This window comes from Actinosynnema sp. CS-041913 (assembly GCF_050942485.1).
GTDB lineage: Bacteria > Actinomycetota > Actinomycetes > Mycobacteriales > Pseudonocardiaceae > Actinosynnema.
The window spans coordinates 2,783,354-2,802,299 of sequence record NZ_CP192037.1 but is presented as its reverse complement, the minus strand read 5'-3'; the positions used below and the strand labels follow the sequence as shown (position 1 = coordinate 2,802,299).

Genomic DNA, 18,946 nt, shown 5'->3' with positions numbered 1-18,946 from the left:
GCCCGAGGCCGCGCAACATGCTGCGGGCATGCCGGATCTCGACGAACGGGCCGCCGTGCGCAGGCTGCACGACCGGTTCGGCTTCGGCCCACGGCCGGGCGACCTGGACCGGGGTTTCGCCGACACGCTGGACCGGCTGCTCGCCCCGTCCGCCGCCGCCACCCCCGACCTCGCGCTCGCACCGCCCGTGGTGGCCAAGGGCGACAAACAAGCGCGCAAGGAGGCCAACCGGCTGCGCGCGGCCGACGAGAAGAGGCTGTCCGGGTGGTGGCTGGAGCGGATGGTGGCGACCGACACGGCGGCGGAGCGGCTGACCTGGTTCTGGCACGGGCACTTCGCGACCAGCGAGCAGAAGGTGCGCAGCCCGTGGCACATGCTGGCGCAGAACGAGACGTTCCGGCGGCTGGGCCTGGACGGGTTCCCGGCGCTGGCCAGGGCGGTGATCGTGGACCCGGCGATGCTGCTGTGGCTGGACGGCAACGACAACCGGGCCGGGTCGCCGAACGAGAACCTGGCGCGGGAGTTCCTGGAGCTGTTCACGCTCGGCATCGGCCACTACACCGAGCAGGACGTCCGCGAGGCCGCCCGTGCGCTGACCGGGTGGACCGTGCGGCGGGATTCGGCCGAGGCGGAGCTGGTCCCGAAACGGCACGACGACAAGCCCAAGACGATCCTCGGTGTCACCGCGGACTTCACCCCTCAGTCCTTTGTGGATACCGTGTTGGCGCGTCCCGAGTCCGCGGAGTTCGTCGTGGGACGGCTGTGGTTCCGGCTGGTGTCACCGACCCCACCCGCCCCGGATGTGCTGGCGCGACTGGTTTCCGCCTATGGCAAGGACATCCGATCCGTGCTGCGGGCGATCGCCGACGAACCCGCGTTCCGCGACCAGGCCACGACGCTGGTCAAGCAGCCGGTGGAGTGGGCGGTCGGGCTGATGCGGGCGCTGGGCGTGCGGTGGGACTCGTTGGGCGGCAAGGCGGTCAAGCAGCTCGGCAACGGCTTGCGCGGCATGGGGCAACTGCCGTTCCGCCCGCCGAGCGTCGGCGGCTGGGCGGCCGGCGGGGCGTGGCTGACCACGGCGGCGGGCGTGGCGCGGCTCCAAGTGGCGAAGCTGATCGCCGAGAACGCCGACCTGCGTCCGGTCACCGGCGTCGACGCCGTGCGGGACCGGCTGGGCGTGGACACCTGGTCCGAGCGGACCCGTGACGCGCTGGCGAACGTCGCCGACAACCCCGGGCACCTGGCCGCCGTGGCCGCGTGCGCCCCCGAATACGTGGTGAGCAGGTAATGGACAAGCTGACCCGACGCCGGTTCCTCACGCTGTCCGGAGTCACCGCCGCGGGCGCTCTCGCCGTCGGCGCGACCCGCGTGGCCTGGGACGACCTGATGACAGCGGCGGCCGACGACCCGCCGGCCCCGGACGCGGCCGTGCTGGTCGTCGTCACCCTCTACGGCGGCAACGACGGCCTCAACACCGTGGTCCCGGCCTCGGACCGGGCCTACCAGGACGCCCGGCCGGATCTCGCGTACCAGCCGGAGGACGTGCTCGACCTCGGCGACGGCCTGGGCCTCAACCCCGGTCTCAAGGGCTTGAAGTCGTTGTGGGACAACCAGGGTCTGGCGATCGTGCGCGGCGTCGGCTACCCCGCGCCGGACCACAGCCACTTCCGTTCGATGGCGATCTGGCAGACCGCCTCGCCCCGCACCTCGGTGCCGACCGGCTGGCTGGGCCGCTGGCTCGACGCGACCGGCGCGGACCCGTTGCGGGCGCTGTCCGTGGAGCCCGTGCTGCCGCCGATGCTGGCGGGGGCCCACACCGCCGCCGCTTCCCTGCCGCTGGGCGGTCTGGCCCTGCCCGACGGGAAGCTCGGCGCGGCCTTCGCCGCTCTGGGCACCCCGCAGGCGGGTGAGGAGGCGTGGCAGTCCCGCGCGTCGCGGTCGATCGCCGACCTGCACAACGCCGTGCGGGTACTGGGCGGGGCGGCACCGGATCCGTCCACAGAGGACGATCCGGACGAGCAGCGGGACAAGGGCGCGTCGGCGGGTGGCAGCTCGCAGTTGGCCGCGCAGCTCGACATCGTGGCGAACCTCATCGAGGCGGACGTGCCGACGCGGGTCTATTCCGTGTCACTGGGCGGTTTCGACACGCACGCCGACGAACGCGACACGCAGCAGCGCCTGCTGACCGAGCTGGACGGCGCCCTGACCCCGTTCGCGCAGCGGATGAAGCGCACCGACCGCGGCCGTCGGACGGTGGTGCTGGTGTACTCGGAGTTCGGCCGCCGCGTGCGGGCCAACGGCAGCGACGGCACGGACCACGGCACCGCCGGCCCGGTGTTCCTGTTGGGTGACAGGGTCCGTGGTGGCTTCTACGGCGCGCAGCCGAGCCTCACCGACCTGGACGACGGCGACCTGAAGCAGACCACCGACTTCCGGGACGTCTACGCCACCGTGCTGTCCGACGTCCTCGGCACCGACCCCGGCCGCGTGCTGGACGACCACCAGGGCCGGGTCGACGGCCTGCTCCGCACCTAGCCGCTGCCTTGCCCTGGGGCTCAGGCTGAGTCGCCCGCGGCACCGGTTAAATCGGTTCGCCCCGCGGTGGCGATCGGTTAGCGTCGACCGCATGGACGGGGAGGCGCTCTCCGGCGGCACCACCACGGTCGTCCGGATCGGGCGCACCGTGCGGCGGCCGGTGCGCGCGTGGAGCGAGGCGGTGCAGTGGCTGCTGGGCCGGCTCGCCGCCGCGCAGGTGCGCGGTGTCCCCCGCTGGCACGGCGTGGACGAGCAGGGGCGCGAGGTGCTGGACTTCCTGCCGGGCGAGGTGGGCACGGACCCGGTGCCCGAGCAGGCGCGGCGGGACAGCGCGCTGGTGAGCGCGGCGAAGCTGTTACGCCGGGTGCACGACGCCACCGCGCACCTGCCGGACAAGACCGGACGCCGGTGGCGGCTGCCGACCGTGGAACCGGTGGAAGTGGTGTGCCACGGCGATTTCGCGCCCTACAACTGCGTGTTCGACCACGGTGAGACGACCGGCGTGTTCGACTTCGACGCCGCCCATCCCGGCCCACGCCGCTGGGACCTCGCCTACGCGCTCTACCGGTTCACCCCCATGTCCACAGTGGACAGCCCCCCGGTTCCCGAACAGGCCAGACGGGCGAGGCTGTTCCTCGATTCGTACGGCCGCACGCGCGGCGATCGGCTGGACGTGGTCGACGCCCTCGCGCCGCGCCTGCTGGCCCTGGTCGACTTCATGCGCGGCGAGGCCGCCGCCGGCGATCCGAACTTCGCCCGCCACCTCGAACAAGGGCACGCCGACATCTACCTGAAGGACGCCGAACACCTCACCCGGCACCGCCCGACCTGGACGCGCATCGTCGTCGGCTGACGGTTCCACGCGGTTCCACGCCCGCGCGTCACGACGCGGACCGCTCGACCAGCCGCTCCACCCCGTCCAGCAGGCGCGCCAGGCCGAACGTGAAGTCGTAGTCCTGCGATTCGGGCGCGCCGGCCAGGTCGAACGTGCCCGCGTCCAGGACCCGGCGCAGCGCGGGCAGGCGTTCCCCGTCCACGACCTCGTCCAGCACCGCGCCGTAGACCCGCTCGGCCTCGGCCGACACGTCGATCGCGAACCGCGCCTGGCTGATCACGAATCCCGTGCACAGCAGCAGGACGGACATCCGGTCGGCGGGCGGCAGCGGCGTCTCCTCCAGCACGCGCAGGCCGTGGTCCATCCACACAAGCTGGTTGGGCGTGGTCGGCGGGCCGTCCGTCGGGATCTGCAACGCCCACGGGTGCCTGCGCAGCACGGCCAGGTGCTCGCGACACCACCGTTCCATGCCCTCGCGCCACCCGTCGAACGGCTCCCGCAGGCTCGCGGGCGGTTCGGCGAGGGTGTCCAGCACCAGCATCAGCAGCTCGTCCTTGCTGCGCACGTGCCGGTAGAGGGACATGGTGGTGAACCCGAGGCGTTCGGCGACCCGTGCCATGGACACGGCGGCCAGCCCGTCGGCGTCGGCCAGCTCGATCGCGGCCCGCACGATGCGGCGGACGCTCAACCCCGGCTTGGGCTCCTTCTCGGGCCGGTCCAGCCGTTCCCACACCGACTCGTCCATGTCCTCGCATCCGTGCTCGTCGCGGATTTGCAGTCTAGATCAGTATGCGGGATACACTGAGTGTATGACATACACAGTCGAGACGGCGGGCCTGCGCAAGTCGTTCGGCGGGAACACCGTGCTCAAGGCACTTGACCTGGGCATACGCCAAGGCGAGGTGTTCGCGCTGCTGGGCCCCAACGGTGCGGGCAAGACCACCACCGTCCGCATCCTGGCCACCCTGATCAGGCCCGACGGCGGCACGGCGCGGGTCGCCGGGCACGACGTCGCCAAGGACCCGCGCGCGGTGCGCGCCGCGATCAGCCTCACCGGCCAGTACGCGGCGGTGGACGAACTGCTCACCGGCCGCGAGAACCTGGTGATGATGGCCAAGCTCCGCCGCCTGGACCGCCGCGAAGCCCACCGGCGGGCCGACGAGCTGCTGGCGCGCTTCGACCTCACCGACGCCCGCGACCGCCGGGCCGCCACCTACTCCGGCGGCATGCGCCGCCGCCTCGACCTGGCGCTGGGCCTGGTGACCCGCCCGCGGGTGCTGTTCCTGGACGAGCCCACCACCGGCCTGGACCCGCGCAGCCGACGCGAGGTGTGGGCGGCCGTGGCCGACCTCGCGCGGTCCGGCGTGACCGTCCTGCTCACCACCCAGTACCTGGAGGAGGCCGACAAGCTGGCGGACCGGATCGCCGTGCTCGACCACGGCGAGGTCGTCGCCGAGGGCACCACCGCCGAGCTGAAGGCGACGGCGGGCACCGGGACGGTCGAGCTGTTCTTCCCCGACGAGCCGACCCTCGGCCGGGCCGCCGCCACCCTGGACGGCTTGGCGGACCGGGAGAAGCTCAGCCTGCGGGTGGTCGGCGACGGCAGCGCCCGGCACGTCCGCGAGGTGCTCGACCTGCTCGACCGGCACGGTGTCCAGGTCGACCGGCTGGACCAGCACCGGCCCACGCTGGACGAGGTGTTCCTGTCCCTGACCGAGCGCGTCCGCCTCCCGGAAGGTGTCTGACATGCTGCGCGATTCACTCACGTTCATCGGGCGGGGGCTGCGGCACAGCATGCGCAGCGTGGACGCGCTGCTGGTCTCGGTGATCCTGCCGGTGGTCACCCTGCTGCTGTTCGTGTACGTGTTCGGCGGCGCGATCTCCGTGGGCACGCAGTACGTCGACTACGTGGTGCCGGGGATCATCCTGCTGTGCGCGGGCTACGGGGCGGCGGGCACGGCGGTCGGCGTGAACGTCGACATGACCACGGGCGTGATCGACCGGTTCCGCTCGCTGCCCATCGCCAGTTCGGCCGTGCTCACCGGGCACGTGGTGGCGAGCGTCGTGCGCAACGCCGTGGCGACGTCCCTGGTGCTGGTGGTGGCGCTGCTGATCGGCTTCCGGCCGGCCGGCGGGCCGCTCGCGTGGCTGGGCGTGGCGGGGGTGCTGCTGCTGTTCATGGTGGGCGTCTCGTGGCTCGGGGCGTGCTTCGGCATGCTGACCAAACGGCCCGAGGCGGCCGGCGCGTTCTCCTTCGTCGTCCTGTTCCTGCCGTACTTGAGCAGCGCGTTCGTGCCGACCGACACGATGCCGGCGGCCCTGCGCGGCATCGCCGACAACCAGCCGGCGACCCCGATCATCGAAACTTTGCGCGGGCTCATGCTGGGCGGGCCGGTCGGCGGCAACGGCGTGCTCGCGGTGCTGTGGTGCACGGGCTTCGCGGTGGCCGGCGTCGTCGGCGCGACCCTGCTGTTCCGCCGCCGCACCGCCCCGTGACCACCGGCACGGCCGTCGGGGTGGGTGTCCTGATGAGATAGTGCCGGGGTGGCTGAACGCAGACGAGGCACCCCGGCACCGCCCACCGACACGACCGTGCTCGACCGCGACTGGACGGTCAACGAGATCGCCGGAGAGCGTTACGAGCGCACGGAGTTCATCGACGTCGACATGGCGGACCTGGCGAACAACGGCTCGACCTTCAGCGAGTGCGTGTTCCGCGGCGTGGAGTTCAACACCTCCACCCACACCGGGGCGGCGTTCCTGAACTGCACGTTCACCAGGTGCGAGTTCTTCGACGCGACGTTCACCGACTGCAAGGTGGTCGGCAGCATGTTCGACGGGGGCTCGTTCGACCTGCTGAAGGTGGTCGGCGGCGACTGGTCGTTCGTCGGCATGCCGGGCCTGGACCTGCGTCGGGCCTCGTTCAAGGGGGTGCGGATGCACGACGTCGACCTGACCGGCGCGCGGTGCCAGGGCGCCGAGTTCGCGAACGTCGACCTGTCCGAGGCGTGGCTGCACAGCGCCGACTTCACCAAGGCCGACCTGCGCGGCTCCGACCTGTCCGGCATCGACCCGACCACGGTCAAGCTGGCCGGGGCCCGGATCGAGCCGGAACAGGCCATCACCATCGCCCTCGCCCTGGGCCTGCGGATCGGCTGAGCCGGGCCGGCGAGCCCGGAGTACCGCGCGGGCTCGCCGCCGCGTGCTCCGCGGTCAGCCCGGCCTCGACCCGTCGCGGCTTGCGCTAGCGGCCGTACAGCCCGGACGGGGTGTCGTCGGCGAAGTAGCCCGACACCAGGCGCGTCACGGTGGTCAGCGGGAGCAGCTTGCCGTCCGCCTTCAGCGCCTCCTTGATCACCGGCGCGTCACCCGGATGGGCGCCCAGGGCGATGATGACCTCCGCGACGTGCTCGATGTCGACGACGCCGTCCGCCGCCGCGCCGCACTCCCGGATCGCGACGGCGTCCGCCGCGCCGACCCGGCACGGCAGGTCGGTGGCCCCGAGCGCCGCCACGAACCGCGCACGCGTCACCCGCCCGTCACCGCCGCAGCTCGCCAGCAGGGACAGCCACAACATCTCGTAGGCGGCCCTGATCCGCTCCGCCCCGATCGAATCCGCCGGAATGCGGAACCGCCGCACCAGCCGTTCCGCGAGCCCCGCGAAATCACGTTGCCGGACGATTCCGTCGCCGTTCGCGTCGAACATGTCGAAACGCTTCGCGTGCTTGTCGCGCAACTGCGCCATGTCGTCCATGACCGGTCCTCCCCCGTAGGACAGGGACGCTTCGTCGCACCACAGATACATGGTCGCAGCCGCCGCCGTCCCATTCCTAACCTGATGGGGTGAACCTGGCGACGCCCGACTACGCCCGCATCACGGTGGCGATCGGGATGCGGGCCGCCCGCAGCGCAGGCACCAGTCCGCCCAGCACACCGGCCACCAGGCCGGCCACGACCCCGGCGACACCCGCCTGCCACGGGAACTCGACGCCTTGCAAGGACGGGTAGCGGGAGCCGAACACACTGCCCGCGACCTGGATTCCGGCCACCCCCACGCCGATCGCCGCCGCCGCGGTGAGCAGACCGGTCAGCAGGGTCTCGGCGAGCACGATGCCCGCCAACAGCAACCGCGGCGTGCCGACCGCCCGGCGCAGCGCGAACTCCTCGATCCGCTCCCCCACCGTGGCGAGGCCGACGTTGAGGATGCCCGCCACACCGATCAGCAGCACCAGCGCCGCCATGCCGAGGAAAATCAGCCGCATCAGGCGCAGCTCGGTCGACATGCGCTCCAGCGAGTTGACCGTGTTGACGCTGATCTGGTCGGCGGGCGTGCCACCCGCGACCAGCCGCGCCCGCAGCGTGTGCTCGACCTCGGTGGCCGTGGGGGACAACATGACTTGCAGCCCCGGACCGCTCCGGTTGCCGCTGCCCATGCCGCCCGCCGGCAGCCAGTTTCGCAGCTCGTCGGACCGGACGTAGGCGGCGGGCATGTACCCGCCGTCCTCCACGACGCCGACGAAGCGCGGCGTGGCGTTGACGGTCGAGCCCTGGAGCCGCATCTCGGCGGGCACCTGGTAGCGCTGGAACGCCTCCGCCGCCTTGGTGTTCAACACCAGCCGGGGCGCGAGCGACGGATCGCCACCGAAGTCCAACCACTCCCCCGAAACCGTCCGGAACGGCCGGAACGCGCGGATGTCGCCGGTCAACCCGACCACTTGGAGTTCCACGGCCTGGCCGGACGGAGCGCCCTCGTTCTCGTCGGGCAGCTCGTAGCAGCCGTTCATGTCACAGGTCATGTTGCGCCCGTAGTTGCCGGGCTGGTCGATCGGGCCGCCGCCCTCGTTGACCGGCTTGACACCCGGCTCGCCGATGATCGCCGACGCGCTGGTCATCGCCACCGCGTCGGAGCGTCCCGCGAGCACCTCCAGCGCGGTCTCGACGGTCTTGCCCTCCGGGTTCAGGTACATCAGGCGGGTGCCGTCCCTGCCCTGGGACAGCTCGACATCCGCGAGCATCGCGCGGTTCGCGATCTCGGCGCCCGCCTGCACCACGACGACCGCGAGCACACCCATGAACAGGCTGATCATGGACAGGAACGTGCGCAGCTTGCGCGCCCGGATGCCCTGCCCGCCGATGACCAGCGACGAGCGCAGCCGCCCCGACAGCCGGATCACACGACCACCCGCTCCGCGGCCGGGTTCAGCAGCCCGTCGGACAGCCGCAGCACCCGGCTCATCTTCGCCGCGTGGTCCTGGTCGTGGGTCACCAGCACCAGCCCGCAGCCCTGGTCCGTGGTGGCGCGCAACGCCTCCACCACGATGTTCCCGGTCTCGGTGTCCAACGCGCCGGTCGGCTCGTCCGCCAGCAGCACCCTGGGCTCCCGCACCAGCGCCCGCGCGATCGCGACCCGCTGCTGCTCGCCGCCCGACAGCTTGGGCGGCTTGTGCTTGGCGAGGTGCGCGATGCCGACCCGGTCCAGCGCGGCCAGCACCTTGGCCCGGCGCTTGCGGCGCGGCAGCCAGCCCTGGCCGTTGACCAGCGCCATGGCCACGTTCTGCGCGGCGGTGAGCTGCTTGAGCAGGAAGAACCGCTGGAACACGAAGCCGAACTCGGCGCTGCGCAGCGCGGCGGCCTTGCGTTCGGGGATGCGGGTGATGTCCTGTTCCCCCAACACGTACTGGCCGGCGTCGGGCCGGTCGAACAGGCCGATGACGCTCAGCAGCGTGCTCTTGCCGGAACCGGAGCGGCCGAGGATGGCGATGCTCTCTCCACTGTGGACGGTCAGGTCGACGCCGTTCAGGATGACCCGCGGCTCCTCCTGGCCCTTCAGCGTCTTGGTGACGCCGGTGAGGCGGATGAGCGGCGTCATCGCGACCCCGCCTCGGGCCTGGCCTGGCCGTCCGGCGCACGCGGCAGGTCCGGCCCCGGCACGGCCAGCGTCTCCTCGCCGGTGAGGCCTTCCTTGATCTCGACCACCTTGCCGTCGGTGAGCCCGAGCACGACGTCCTTGGTCTGCTTCGTCCCGTCCGGCCCGAGCACGTCCACCTTGCCCTTGCCCTGCCCGCCCGCGACGGCCTCGACCGGGACGACGAGGGCGTTGGCGGCGTTGGCGGTGACGACTTCCAGCGTGGCGGTGGCGCCGTTGATCAGCTTCACGTCGTCGGGCGCCGTGCACACCAGCCGCAACCCGGTCGGGTCCGACGAGCCCTTCGGCTGCTCCGGCACTGCCGCACCGGTAGGCCGGCCTCCCTCGGGCTGCTCCGGCTCCTCCGGCTGCTCGGGCGGCGCCGCCGGCACGGTGCCCGAGGGCAGGGCGGCGATCGTGCCGAGCAACGAACAGGCGAACGGCCCGGGTCCGTTCTTGATCTGCGCCTGGACGGTGCCCTGCGAGGCGTCGGAGATCTGGTAGGCCTGCTCGCCGTTGATGTCGGCGACGATGCCGTACCCGGCGTACTTGGCCGACACGACCGGCATCCCGGCGGTCACCGTGGACCGGTCGTCCACCAGCCGGCCGCCGAACGTGGCCCCGGCGGGCACTTCGACGTGGTTGGGCAGGCCGTCGGCCCACACGGTGGCGACCCGCGTCGGTTTGGTGGGCGTGGCCTGGGCTTCGGGGACGGTCAGGTAGCGGATCTGCCCGGCGACCGGGGCGGTGAGGCCGAAGACGGGGTTCATGGTCACCTTGCCGGTGAGGCTGACCTTGTTGCTGAGGTCCTGCCGCGTCGGTTTGGCGGTGGTCATCGTGGTGCCCCGGGGAGCGAGGTCGGGGTTGGCCGCCTGCGATCCGCCGGACGTGCACGCCTGGGCGGCCAACAGCACCACCAGCCCCGCCAGTCCCAGGACAGGCGACAGCACTCGTTTCGACACCGGTTTCCCCCCAACAGATCCCACGCCGGTTCGGCCAAACCTACCGACATGACGCATGAGCGCCGCGCGGGGTTGCATCGGCGCCGAAAGAAGACGCCCCAATGGCACAACCTGCCACTCCCCCGCTCCACGCACCCCCAATGCGGTCGGAGGCCCTATAGGTTTACCGGACGACGAACTTTCACTTCAAGTAGTGAATCCGTCGCCAACCTGCCACTTTTCCGCCATGCTGTTCGTTGCCGGTTAAAAAAGACAGCGCGGCGGCCCGGCGGCCACCTGATCGCTCCGTCGGTGTGGTCGGGTCCTCATGGGGATCTCGCGAACCACTGTGAACGCACAGTACCGCTGTGGTCGGTGGGGCATGTGGGCGGTCCCGTGGTCGGCTGGGTGCGGGCTTGGGGCTTGTGCCCTCGCGACGAGCTTGGGCCGGTTGGCGGCTGGTCGAGCCTCGGTCTGCGGTGGGTCGAGCCTCGGTCGGCGGCTGGACGAACTCGGCTGGCGGTGGATCGGCCCGGCTGGCGGCGGGTCGCCCCCGGTCGGCGGCTGGTTGAGTCCGAGCCGGCGGCGGCCGGGTGGTCATCGAGGCCGCTATCGGGCGTAGGCCGGAGCCGAGTCGAGTGGGCGCGGGCGAGTCGAGTGTGCGCGGGGCAGGGCGGCTCTCGGCCCTCGCGGGGTGTGGCAGGTCCGGGTATGGGGGGCGCAGGGCGGCGCGTGGTGTGCGGCCGTGTAGCGCTCCGACGGGCGTATGTGGCTGTCCTCCCGTTCGTACGTGGCTGTCCTCCCGTTCGGGCCGAGGAGTTGGCTCGGTCGCTGCTGGCGGCTTGTCGGAGTGCGAGAGCTCCCGTGGTCGAAGCGCCGAAACTGTCGTTTGGGATGGGGTGAATATCCCGCGTCGGTCCCGAACGGACTCTGAGGTGGCGGGCCTGGCGCGTGCGATCCGACGGCGCCCGGAAGCGGGTGTGGGCCGGGCAGGCTGACGGGCATCCGACGACACAGCCGGATTCCGTCAGACCTGGCTCTGCGCCCAGACTTGTCCCCCGCCGTACCGCGGGCTGAGGGCCGTGTCCGGAGCTAGCTTCGGGGGGTGATGTTCACCATCCACGGGATGCCGAACCGGTCCACGCACGCGCCGAACTCGTCGCCCCACATCTGCTTCTCCAGCGGGACGGTCACCTGGCCGTCACCGGACAGCTTCTCCCAGTAGCCGCGCAGTTCGTCGCCGTCGTCGCCGCTGAGGCTGACCGTGATGTTCTCGCCGGGGTTGTGCGGCATCCCCGGCGGCGTGTCCGCGCCCATCAGCGTGAAACCGCTGGACGTCTCCAACGTCGCGTGCATGATCCTGTCGGCTTCGGGCGCGTCCGCTGAGCCGTATTCACCGTAAGTGTTCAGGCGCAACGTGCCGCCGAAGACGTCCTCGTAGAACTTCATCGCCTCGCGCGCGTCGCCCGCGAAGTTGATGTAGGGGTTGAGTTTTGAGGCCATCGGGTCCTCCTCGGAGGGTTGAGGGCACATCCTCGCAACACATCCCGCCCGGCGCTAACGCGGCGTTTCACAGGTCCGCCTCCCATACCGACTGTCCGGTCAGCCGCGTGAAACGGGCCGTCGCCAGCCGGGCGAGTTGGGTTGCCTGAACGGCCAGTGTCCGGCGCACGTCCTGCGCGGCCGGCCCGCCGTCCAGCACGGACGACGCCAGGCGGGCCAGGTCTTCGGCTCGGCGGGCGATGCACGCGTCGTCGTCGTTGCCGCCCAAGGCAAACCGGTGTGACGGGGGAAGGTCCACCGGTGCGCCGAACGCCTTCCGGTAGACACCTCGTTCCAACAGGTCCAGTGCCGGCCCGGCGGTGGACAGGTGCCAAGCGGGCCACAGCTCCACTTCGGCCACGGGGTCGGGCAGCATCGCCAGCCGTGCCCGCACGGCGCCGCCCAAAGACGTGTCGGCCTGTCCTATGTAAACCGCCTCGCCGTCCAGTCCGTACAGCGCGAAGCACCCCAACGTGGCGTCACCCCACCGCCGGCCCTCCTCATCCTGCGCCGCCAATCCCCGATCCAGTGGTGAACGGCGTGGGCGCAGCACAGCCTGTTGCCACTTCCTCCGCCACCGCGCCACTTCGTCGTCGTGCCGCCGCGAGTCGCCGCCGTCGCGGTGGCGCAGGACGGCTCGGACGAACGCCTGCACGAAGTCCGCCTTGGGCAGCCGTCTGCCGTTGAGGACTTCGCTGACGGTCGCGGGTGGCAGTGGGTGTTCCGGCGCGAGTTCCCGTATGCGGGTGTAGCTCGGCTTGCCGCATTCGACGTGCAGTGTTCGCAGGCTCTCCGCGAACTCGTGGACGGACACAGCGCTTCCTTTCCGGGGTCGACGGCCGCACCCGGCACAACTGGGCAGCGCACCGAAAGGGTTCGAATGTCGCCGGTCCGCGGGATCCGGATCGTTCGGATTCATTCGGGTTCGTTCGGCGCGGCCGTCCCACGATGACCGTCTGTGATCACCACAAAGGCACTTCTACCTGCGCGGTTAACACTCCGTTCGCAAGAATGACGCGAATTCGAACCAACACCGTGCTCCGTTCAGGGGAACCCGGCCACCACCTCTCGGCGTCTCACCCATTGGTCGCGTTTGACACTCCCGAGAGCCGTGATGACCATTCCGGTCATTCGCCGCGCCCATTTCCGATGGCATTTCGCAACTAGGGGTGTGCATGTTGTCCAACTCGCCACGATGGCGAAAAACTCTGATCAGCGCCGTGGCGGTCGTGCTCGCCGCCGGCGCGGTGACCTACTCCGGGGAGAGCACCAGCGCGTACGCCGACGTGCGGACCACCACCGACACCAAGACCGCGTCGGACGGCAAGCAGTACTGGGTCAGGAACCACCTCGTCGGCAGTCTCGTGGCCGCCGGCGGACAGCGGAAGAAGTGGCTGCTGGTGTGGGCGGGTGACGAGAACATCGCCGACACCTTGGTGAAGGACCTCAAGAACCTGCCCGGTTCGCTCGGCGGTGGGCTCGGCAAGGTCGTCAACGCCTTGCCCGGTCCCGATTTCCTGGCCGTCATCGACGCCACGGAAGGCTCGCCCAGCTACGGCAAGGTGGTCAACACCGCCACGGTGGGCCCGCTGGTGGAGAACGAGCCGCACCACATGCAGTACGTGTGGCACAAGGGGGACACCGTCTACGCGGGCGCGTTGTTCGCCGCCGCGACCTACGCGTTCGACGTGAGCGCGTTGCCCGAGTTGAAGCTCAAAGGCATCAGCCTGCCGACGAACACGCTCGGCGGCTCGGTGCCGGACGCCTACTGGACGCTCAAGGACGGCACCGCGTACGGCACGTACATGGGCGGTCCGGTGGTGCCCGGTCCGTACCTGTACGCGAACGGGCAAGCGGTGGTGGGCAACGGGTTCGCGGGCAGTCCCGGGGCGCTGGTCCGGTTCGACCGGACGGGCAGGGTGTTGTCGCAGACTTCCGCCGCGACGCCGCAGGGCGACAACGCCAAGCTGTGCGCGAACCTGCCCCAGCTAGCCGCGCCGACGTGTGCCAACCCGCACGGCATCCAGGCCCGCGAGGACCTGAACACGTTGGTCACCAGTGACTACGCGGAGCCGCGCAACATCATCCTGGACCCGGTGAAGCAGCCGTCGCCGTACCTGCGCCGGCCGACCGTGCGGACGTGGGACATCACCGAGCGGGACAACCCGAGGCTCCGCGCGGTGTCCTACCTCCAGGACGGGCCCCGGGCCGATCCGGCGGACCCGCTGCACGCGGAGAGCCGGGCGGTGATGGAGACCACGGTGACGAACCTGCCGCACCACAAGGGCGCGTTCGCCCAGACGATGCAGGGTGGCGCGGTGCACTACACGCCGGACATCACGGCGGCCGAGCCGCACTGGTACGAGGTGTTCGACGACGGGGCCGCGAACAAGGCGATCTTCGCGGGCAACGACAGCAACGGCGGCGGTTCGAACGGCGGTTGGATCCAGACCAGCCCGGACGACAAGTACCTGTACCGGGCGATTTCCGGGCGGGGCAAGGGCGCGCTGGGTCCGGACGACCCGGGCACGACCGGCGGCGTGTACGTGCTGGACATCCAGCGGCTGCTCGCGGCGGGCACGGACTTCCAGTGCCGCATCGACACCTTGGCCGAGGCGCGGAACGGCGGCGCGGAGGCGGACTGCCCGACGGTCGCGGGTGCGGCGCCGATCAACCCCGGCCAGTCGGCGGCCGGTCCGCACTGGGGCGCGTACGACAACTTCGAGCTGGGCGCGGACGGCCTCTACCAGGAAACGCTTTCCCCGCAACGGATCGCGGTGTCGAACTACTTCGTGGCACGGTCCGGTTTGGACGGTGACCACAAGGTGAACGTGCTCAAGGTCGGTCCGGACGGCAAGCTGTCGCTGGACACGGCGTTCAAGGACGAGTTCAGCGGCCAGGTCGGGATCAACTTCAACCGGGCCAACTGGCCGCACGGCCCGTTCGGCAACGCCAAGCCGCACTCCGAGCTGTTCGTCGTCGCCGACGCCGACGTGAAGTGATGGAACACCCCCACGGTGGTCTCGACGCGGTCGGGACGTCGGCCTGGCCGTTGACGCTGCGGCTGGTCCTGTTGCTGGCCACGGCTTTCGTCGCCGGGGTCGGCATCATCCGGCCGCAGGTGGCGGCGCTACCGCGGAACGCGGTGCGGTTCACCGCCGCCGTGTCGGCGCTGTCCGCAGCGCCGGCGGTGGTCTCCGCGGTGGCGTTGGACGTCGCCGCCGTCGGCGCGGCGGCGCACGTCGTGCTGGTCGCGGCGGTGCCGGCCCTGCTGGGCAGGCCGAAGGCCGCCCGCGGTGTGGCGGTGCTCCTGGTGCTGCTGCTGGTGATCGAGACCGCCGCGGGGCGATCCGGTGTCGAGTTCGTGGTCGACACGGTCTACGTGGCCGGTGCGGTCACGTGGTTCGGGTTGGCGGTGCTCACGTTCGCCGTGCCGGCGGCGGACGTGGGCGCCGGGCTGCGGGCGCGCCAGCTCGCGTTGACGTTGGGTGTGGCGCTGGTCGTCGCGGGCGCGGTCCGGTTGGGCGTGTCCGGGATCGCGCTCGACCGCCGCGTGTACGAGACGTGGCTCGGCGTGACGCTGCTCGCGGTGGTGGTGCTGCCGTTGGTGGTCACGCTCCTCGGTCCCGACCGCGCGTACCGGTACGGCACGGCGGGGATCGTGCTCGCGTTCGTGGCGTGGAGCAGTATCGCGGCGGTGCCACGCCCGGCGGACCTGCCGACTCCCGGCGTGCCGGTGCTGGTGGAGACAGTCCTTGCCGGGCAACGGGTTCCGGTGTTAGTCGCCCCGCACCGGCCGGGCCGGAACCTGGTGCACCTCCCGGCGGGCGCGGGCGACGGCATCCGGGTGGGCGCGGTGCCCGCGGTGCCCCGCGCGGGTGCGGAAGGGACCTGGGCGGAGGTCGAACTCCCGGCCGGCAGGAGTCGGATCGTGCTGGCCTCGGGCTCCGACGAGGCCGTGGTCGAGGTCGACACCGGCAGCAGACCGGGTCCGGTGGTCGACCCGGAGTGCGCGAGCGCCGCACTGGGCGGTCTGCTCGCCGATCGGAAGGAGGTGCTGGAGTCCTGCCCGGCCGACCGACTGTCCACTGAGGACGAAGAGGCGTTACGGAAGCTGGTCGGCTTCCTGGATGCACGGGGAGCCGGCGGCATCACACTCGCCTCGGACACCACGCCACGCGGCACGGCAGCGGCCCGGGTGGTCCGTGAGGCGGCGGACTCGGCCGGCCTCCGGGTCGACGCGGAACCCCGGCCGGACAACGTTCTGCTGGCCGTCTCGGGCTGGTCGGCGGCCTACGGCGCGTTGACCGCGGCCGGCGCGCAGCAGGCGGAACGCCCGGTCTACGCGCACGGCCTCTACCTGGCGCCGTGGCTGCTGACCACACCGCTGGTCACGGCCGTGACGACGGTGTCCGTGCCGTTGCGGTTCGACCCGAGGGAACCGCTGCCGGTGGGCTACGCGGTCGCCGTGGGCAACAGGTTCGGCGGCGCGAACCCCACCCCGGCGGGCTTCGACGCGTGGCTGGGCGACCAGCGCGGCCGTGACGGTGTGCGGATCTTCGCCGCCGCACAGGTCACCGTCATGCCCATGGGGCCGGGCGAGGCGCATGCGCCGGGGATGCCGATGACCGAGGAACTGGCCGGCCAATGGGTGCCCAAGGCGACCGTTGTGCCGGTGAGCGCACTACTGACCTGAACATCGGAAGAACGCAGGGAGTACCTGCCGGCGACAGCCGGAACCGTTACTGAGGAAGGAATGACCATGAAGAACGTTTCCCGCGCGCTGGTCGCGGCCGTGTTGGCCGGACTGGCGCTGACCGGGGCGGCCGGCCCCGCGCTCGCCGACCCGGTGGTCGTGGACGAGCCGGACACCTCCGACCTGCACAACCTCTGGACGTTCACCCCGGTCCTCGGCGTGCCCGTGCTGGGGCTCGTCCAGTCGGTGGTGAAGGCACCCAACGGGATCATCCCGAACTGAACCGAGCGGCCTGGCCGTCGCCTCTCGGCGGCCAGGCCCCACCCAAGGAGCACCCGTGGCGTCCACATCCTCGACAGTCAACAGGTTCCTCTCCTCCCCCACGTCGTGCGCCGCGCCGACACCGCAGCCGGAGGAGCCGGTGCGGGTCGTGCCGCTGGTGGTGGCCGGCGGGCTCGCGGTCGGCTTGACCTGGCACGTCTGGGCGAGTTACGGCGGGAAGTCCGGCGCGCTGCTGGCGCTGGGCCTCGGGCTCGGCCTGGCGCTGTTCCACTCCCGGTTCGGGTTCACGTCGGCGTGGCGGCAGCTCGTCGCGGTCGGCAACGGCCAGGGCGTGCGGGCCCACAGCCTCCTGCTCGGCACCGCCGCGACGCTGATCGCGCTCATCGTCTCCACCGGCTCCGGGCTGTTCGGCTCGGTCCCCACGGCCACCGGCGGGCCGCTCGGCCTGGCGCTGCTGGTCGGCGCGGTGCTGTTCGCGGTCGGGATGCAGCTCGGCGGCGCGTGCGCGTCCGGCACGCTGTTCGCGGTCGGCTCCGGCCAGTCCGCGATCGTGTTGACGCTCGGTGGTTTCATCGCCGGGTCGGTGCTCTACACGTGGGCGTTCCCGCTGTTCGACGGCTGGCCCGCGCTGCCCGGCGTGCTGCTGGCCGACCACGTCGGCTGGTTCGGCTCGTGGCTGGTCACGATCGCCGCGCTGGTCGGGATCGTCGCTCTCACCCGCGTCGTGCAGGCCCGCCGCAACCCGCCGCCGGCGGACGTCGTGCCGACCGCGCACGGCTTCGCGCGCGTGCTGCGCGGCGCGTGGCCGATGCTGGTCGGCGCGGTGGTGCTCGGTGTGCTGGCGGCCGGGGTCTTCCTGGTGTCCGGCGGGATCTGGGGCATCACGTTCGCGTTCGCGCTGTGGGGCGCGAAGCTCCTGCAACTGGTCGGCCTGCAGCCGGAGACGTGGGAGTTCTGGCAGACCCAGGCCAACGCGAAGGCGCTCGCCGGGCCGATCTGGGTGGACCGCACGAGTCTGACCAACATCGGCATCATGATCGGCGCGGCGGTGGCGGCGGCAGCGGCGGGCGCGTGGCGGCTCCACCGCCGGATCCCCTGGCGCACCGCGGTCGCCGCCATCCTCGGCGGGGTCCTGATGGGGGTCGGCTCACGGCTCGCGGGCGGCTGCAACATCGGCGCCTACCTCGGTGGTATCTCGGTGGGCAGCCTGCACGGGTGGCTGTGGGGGCTGTTCGCGCTCGGCGGCACGTGGCTCGGGCTCCGGCTGCGTCCGGTGTTCGGGCTGGCCAACCCGAAGCCGAGCGACAGCGTCTGCTGATCAGCCGTGCCGCACCGCCGGGGGTGGGCGCGTCAGGTGTGCAGGCAGGCGCGCACGGCCGCGCGGTACACGTCGGTGGCGATGGCGTGGTGGCGTTCGCCGGCTTGGCTGAAGTGTTCCAGGGTCACCCCGCTGTTGACTTCCAGCACCATCGGCCGGCCGGCGACCAGTGCCACGTCCACGCTCGCGAACCGCAGGTCCAGCACCCGCATCGCGTCCAGGGCCAGCGCTTCGAGCGGTGCGGCGGTCGTCGGGGTGACGTCGAGTTCGGGGTGTGCGCCGAACTTCAGGTTGTGCCGCCACTCACCCGGTGCGATCGCCTTGCGGTAGACCAGCAGCACTTCGCGGTCGAGCACGACGACCCGGAACTCGTCCTCGATCGCGAGGAACGGCGACACGGCGATCGCCCGGTACCGGCCCGCCAGGTGGTCCAGCACCCGCCGCGCCTCCTCGTCGTCGCGTGCCCGCAGCACGTCGACGCCGCTGCTCTCCCGGTGCGGCTTGAGCACGGCGGGCAGGCCGACCAGCGACCGGGTCAGCGCCACCGGGTCGGCGAGGCCCGCGAACCGCAGCAGGTGGTGCGGCACGGCGGGCAGGCCCGCGTCCCCGAGGAGCACGCAGGTCGCCACCTTGTCTGTCGCGACCTGCGCCGACGCGGCGTTGTTCACCGGGAACACCTGGCCGATCACCAGCGCCCGCCGGTCGTCGGCGACCAGCTCGGCCAGCCAGTGGTCGGAGTGCCAGCGCACCTTCGCGCCCGCCTCCGCCGCGGCCTGCTCCACCTGGGCCACGAAGTGCCGCGTCCCGGTCTGGGGAAAACGCCCGTTCGCCACGGACCATAGCCAAGCACGGACCGGCGGGAGCACCGTCTTCCGCCACGCCGCCGTGACGC

18 protein-coding genes are annotated in these 18,946 nt (G+C 71.6%); 10 read left to right on the top strand and 8 right to left on the bottom strand.

The window, feature by feature from the left end; translation table 11 throughout:
- Positions 1-28 precede the first annotated feature (28 nt).
- From ACQPZF_RS13485 to ACQPZF_RS13475, 3 genes are all read left to right on the top strand, one after another.
- Entirely contained in the window at positions 29-1,288 is a 1,260-nt protein-coding gene (locus ACQPZF_RS13485) for a DUF1800 domain-containing protein (protein ID WP_433271731.1), read from the top strand.
- On the top strand, positions 1,288-2,535 hold the full coding sequence (locus ACQPZF_RS13480; RefSeq protein ID WP_433271730.1) for a DUF1501 domain-containing protein: 1,248 nt from the start codon (positions 1,288-1,290) through the stop codon (positions 2,533-2,535). The genes ACQPZF_RS13485 and ACQPZF_RS13480 overlap by 1 nt, the downstream gene beginning before the upstream one ends.
- A 91-nt stretch (positions 2,536-2,626) precedes the next feature.
- Positions 2,627-3,388, top strand: a complete 762-nt coding sequence (locus tag ACQPZF_RS13475; RefSeq protein WP_433271729.1) for a phosphotransferase — start codon at positions 2,627-2,629, stop codon at positions 3,386-3,388.
- Between the two features lie 28 nt (positions 3,389-3,416).
- Here ACQPZF_RS13475 and ACQPZF_RS13470 read toward each other — a convergent pair whose 3' ends face one another.
- Positions 3,417-4,115, bottom strand: a complete 699-nt coding sequence (locus tag ACQPZF_RS13470) for a TetR/AcrR family transcriptional regulator (protein WP_433271728.1) — start codon at positions 4,113-4,115, stop codon at positions 3,417-3,419.
- A 64-nt stretch (positions 4,116-4,179) separates the two neighbouring features.
- Here ACQPZF_RS13470 and ACQPZF_RS13465 point away from each other — a divergent pair, with 64 nt between their 5' ends.
- Genes ACQPZF_RS13465 through ACQPZF_RS13455 form a run of 3 tightly spaced genes read left to right on the top strand, consistent with a single transcriptional unit; the run spans position 4,180 to position 6,529 of the window.
- Entirely contained in the window at positions 4,180-5,115 is a 936-nt protein-coding gene (locus ACQPZF_RS13465; RefSeq protein ID WP_433271727.1) for an ATP-binding cassette domain-containing protein, read from the top strand.
- Position 5,116: 1 nt separating this feature from the next.
- Positions 5,117-5,866, top strand: coding sequence for an ABC transporter permease (locus ACQPZF_RS13460; RefSeq protein ID WP_433271726.1), 750 nt, complete (start codon positions 5,117-5,119; stop codon positions 5,864-5,866).
- A gap of 48 nt (positions 5,867-5,914) precedes the next feature.
- On the top strand, positions 5,915-6,529 hold the full coding sequence (locus ACQPZF_RS13455; protein WP_433271725.1) for a pentapeptide repeat-containing protein: 615 nt from the start codon (positions 5,915-5,917) through the stop codon (positions 6,527-6,529).
- A gap of 85 nt (positions 6,530-6,614) precedes the next feature.
- Here the strand turns inward: ACQPZF_RS13455 and ACQPZF_RS13450 are convergent, their stop codons facing one another.
- The 6 genes from ACQPZF_RS13450 to ACQPZF_RS13425 form a co-directional block, all read right to left on the bottom strand.
- Positions 6,615-7,124 carry a hypothetical protein gene (locus ACQPZF_RS13450; RefSeq protein ID WP_433271724.1) on the bottom strand — a complete coding sequence of 170 codons (510 nt, stop codon included), beginning with the start codon at positions 7,122-7,124 and terminating at the stop codon, positions 6,615-6,617.
- Positions 7,125-7,233: 109 nt separating this feature from the next.
- Positions 7,234-8,544 (bottom strand): ABC transporter permease, encoded by a 1,311-nt coding sequence (locus ACQPZF_RS13445; protein WP_433271723.1) that lies wholly within the window; start codon positions 8,542-8,544, stop codon positions 7,234-7,236.
- The gene (locus ACQPZF_RS13440) at positions 8,541-9,239 is read right to left on the bottom strand and encodes an ABC transporter ATP-binding protein (RefSeq protein WP_433271722.1); all 699 of its coding nucleotides are present in this window, start codon (positions 9,237-9,239) and stop codon (positions 8,541-8,543) included. Before ACQPZF_RS13440 ends, ACQPZF_RS13445 begins: the two co-directional genes overlap by 4 nt.
- Entirely contained in the window at positions 9,236-10,237 is a 1,002-nt protein-coding gene (locus tag ACQPZF_RS13435) for an efflux RND transporter periplasmic adaptor subunit (RefSeq protein ID WP_433271721.1), read from the bottom strand. Before ACQPZF_RS13435 ends, ACQPZF_RS13440 begins: the two co-directional genes overlap by 4 nt.
- A 1,071-nt stretch (positions 10,238-11,308) precedes the next feature.
- Entirely contained in the window at positions 11,309-11,719 is a 411-nt protein-coding gene (locus ACQPZF_RS13430; protein ID WP_433271720.1) for a VOC family protein, read from the bottom strand.
- A gap of 67 nt (positions 11,720-11,786) precedes the next feature.
- Positions 11,787-12,572: a hypothetical protein gene (locus tag ACQPZF_RS13425; protein ID WP_433271719.1), complete on the bottom strand. Its 786-nt coding sequence runs from the start codon at positions 12,570-12,572 to the stop codon at positions 11,787-11,789.
- Positions 12,573-12,978: 406 nt separating this feature from the next.
- Between ACQPZF_RS13425 and ACQPZF_RS13420 the strand changes: the two genes are divergently transcribed.
- The 4 genes from ACQPZF_RS13420 (at position 12,979) to ACQPZF_RS13405 (ending at position 18,054) form a co-directional block, all read left to right on the top strand.
- The gene (locus tag ACQPZF_RS13420) at positions 12,979-14,760 is read left to right on the top strand and encodes a hypothetical protein (protein ID WP_433271718.1); all 1,782 of its coding nucleotides are present in this window, start codon (positions 12,979-12,981) and stop codon (positions 14,758-14,760) included.
- Positions 14,760-16,454 carry a hypothetical protein gene (locus tag ACQPZF_RS13415; protein WP_433271717.1) on the top strand — a complete coding sequence of 565 codons (1,695 nt, stop codon included), beginning with the start codon at positions 14,760-14,762 and terminating at the stop codon, positions 16,452-16,454. Before ACQPZF_RS13420 ends, ACQPZF_RS13415 begins: the two co-directional genes overlap by 1 nt.
- Positions 16,455-16,520: 66 nt before the next feature.
- On the top strand, positions 16,521-16,736 hold the full coding sequence (locus ACQPZF_RS13410) for a hypothetical protein (protein WP_433271716.1): 216 nt from the start codon (positions 16,521-16,523) through the stop codon (positions 16,734-16,736).
- Positions 16,737-16,791: 55 nt separating this feature from the next.
- On the top strand, positions 16,792-18,054 hold the full coding sequence (locus tag ACQPZF_RS13405) for a YeeE/YedE family protein (RefSeq protein WP_433271715.1): 1,263 nt from the start codon (positions 16,792-16,794) through the stop codon (positions 18,052-18,054).
- A gap of 32 nt (positions 18,055-18,086) precedes the next feature.
- Here the strand turns inward: ACQPZF_RS13405 and ACQPZF_RS13400 are convergent, their stop codons facing one another.
- Positions 18,087-18,887 carry an ATP-grasp domain-containing protein gene (locus ACQPZF_RS13400; RefSeq protein WP_433271714.1) on the bottom strand — a complete coding sequence of 267 codons (801 nt, stop codon included), beginning with the start codon at positions 18,885-18,887 and terminating at the stop codon, positions 18,087-18,089.
- Between the last annotated feature and the right edge of the window lie 59 nt (positions 18,888-18,946).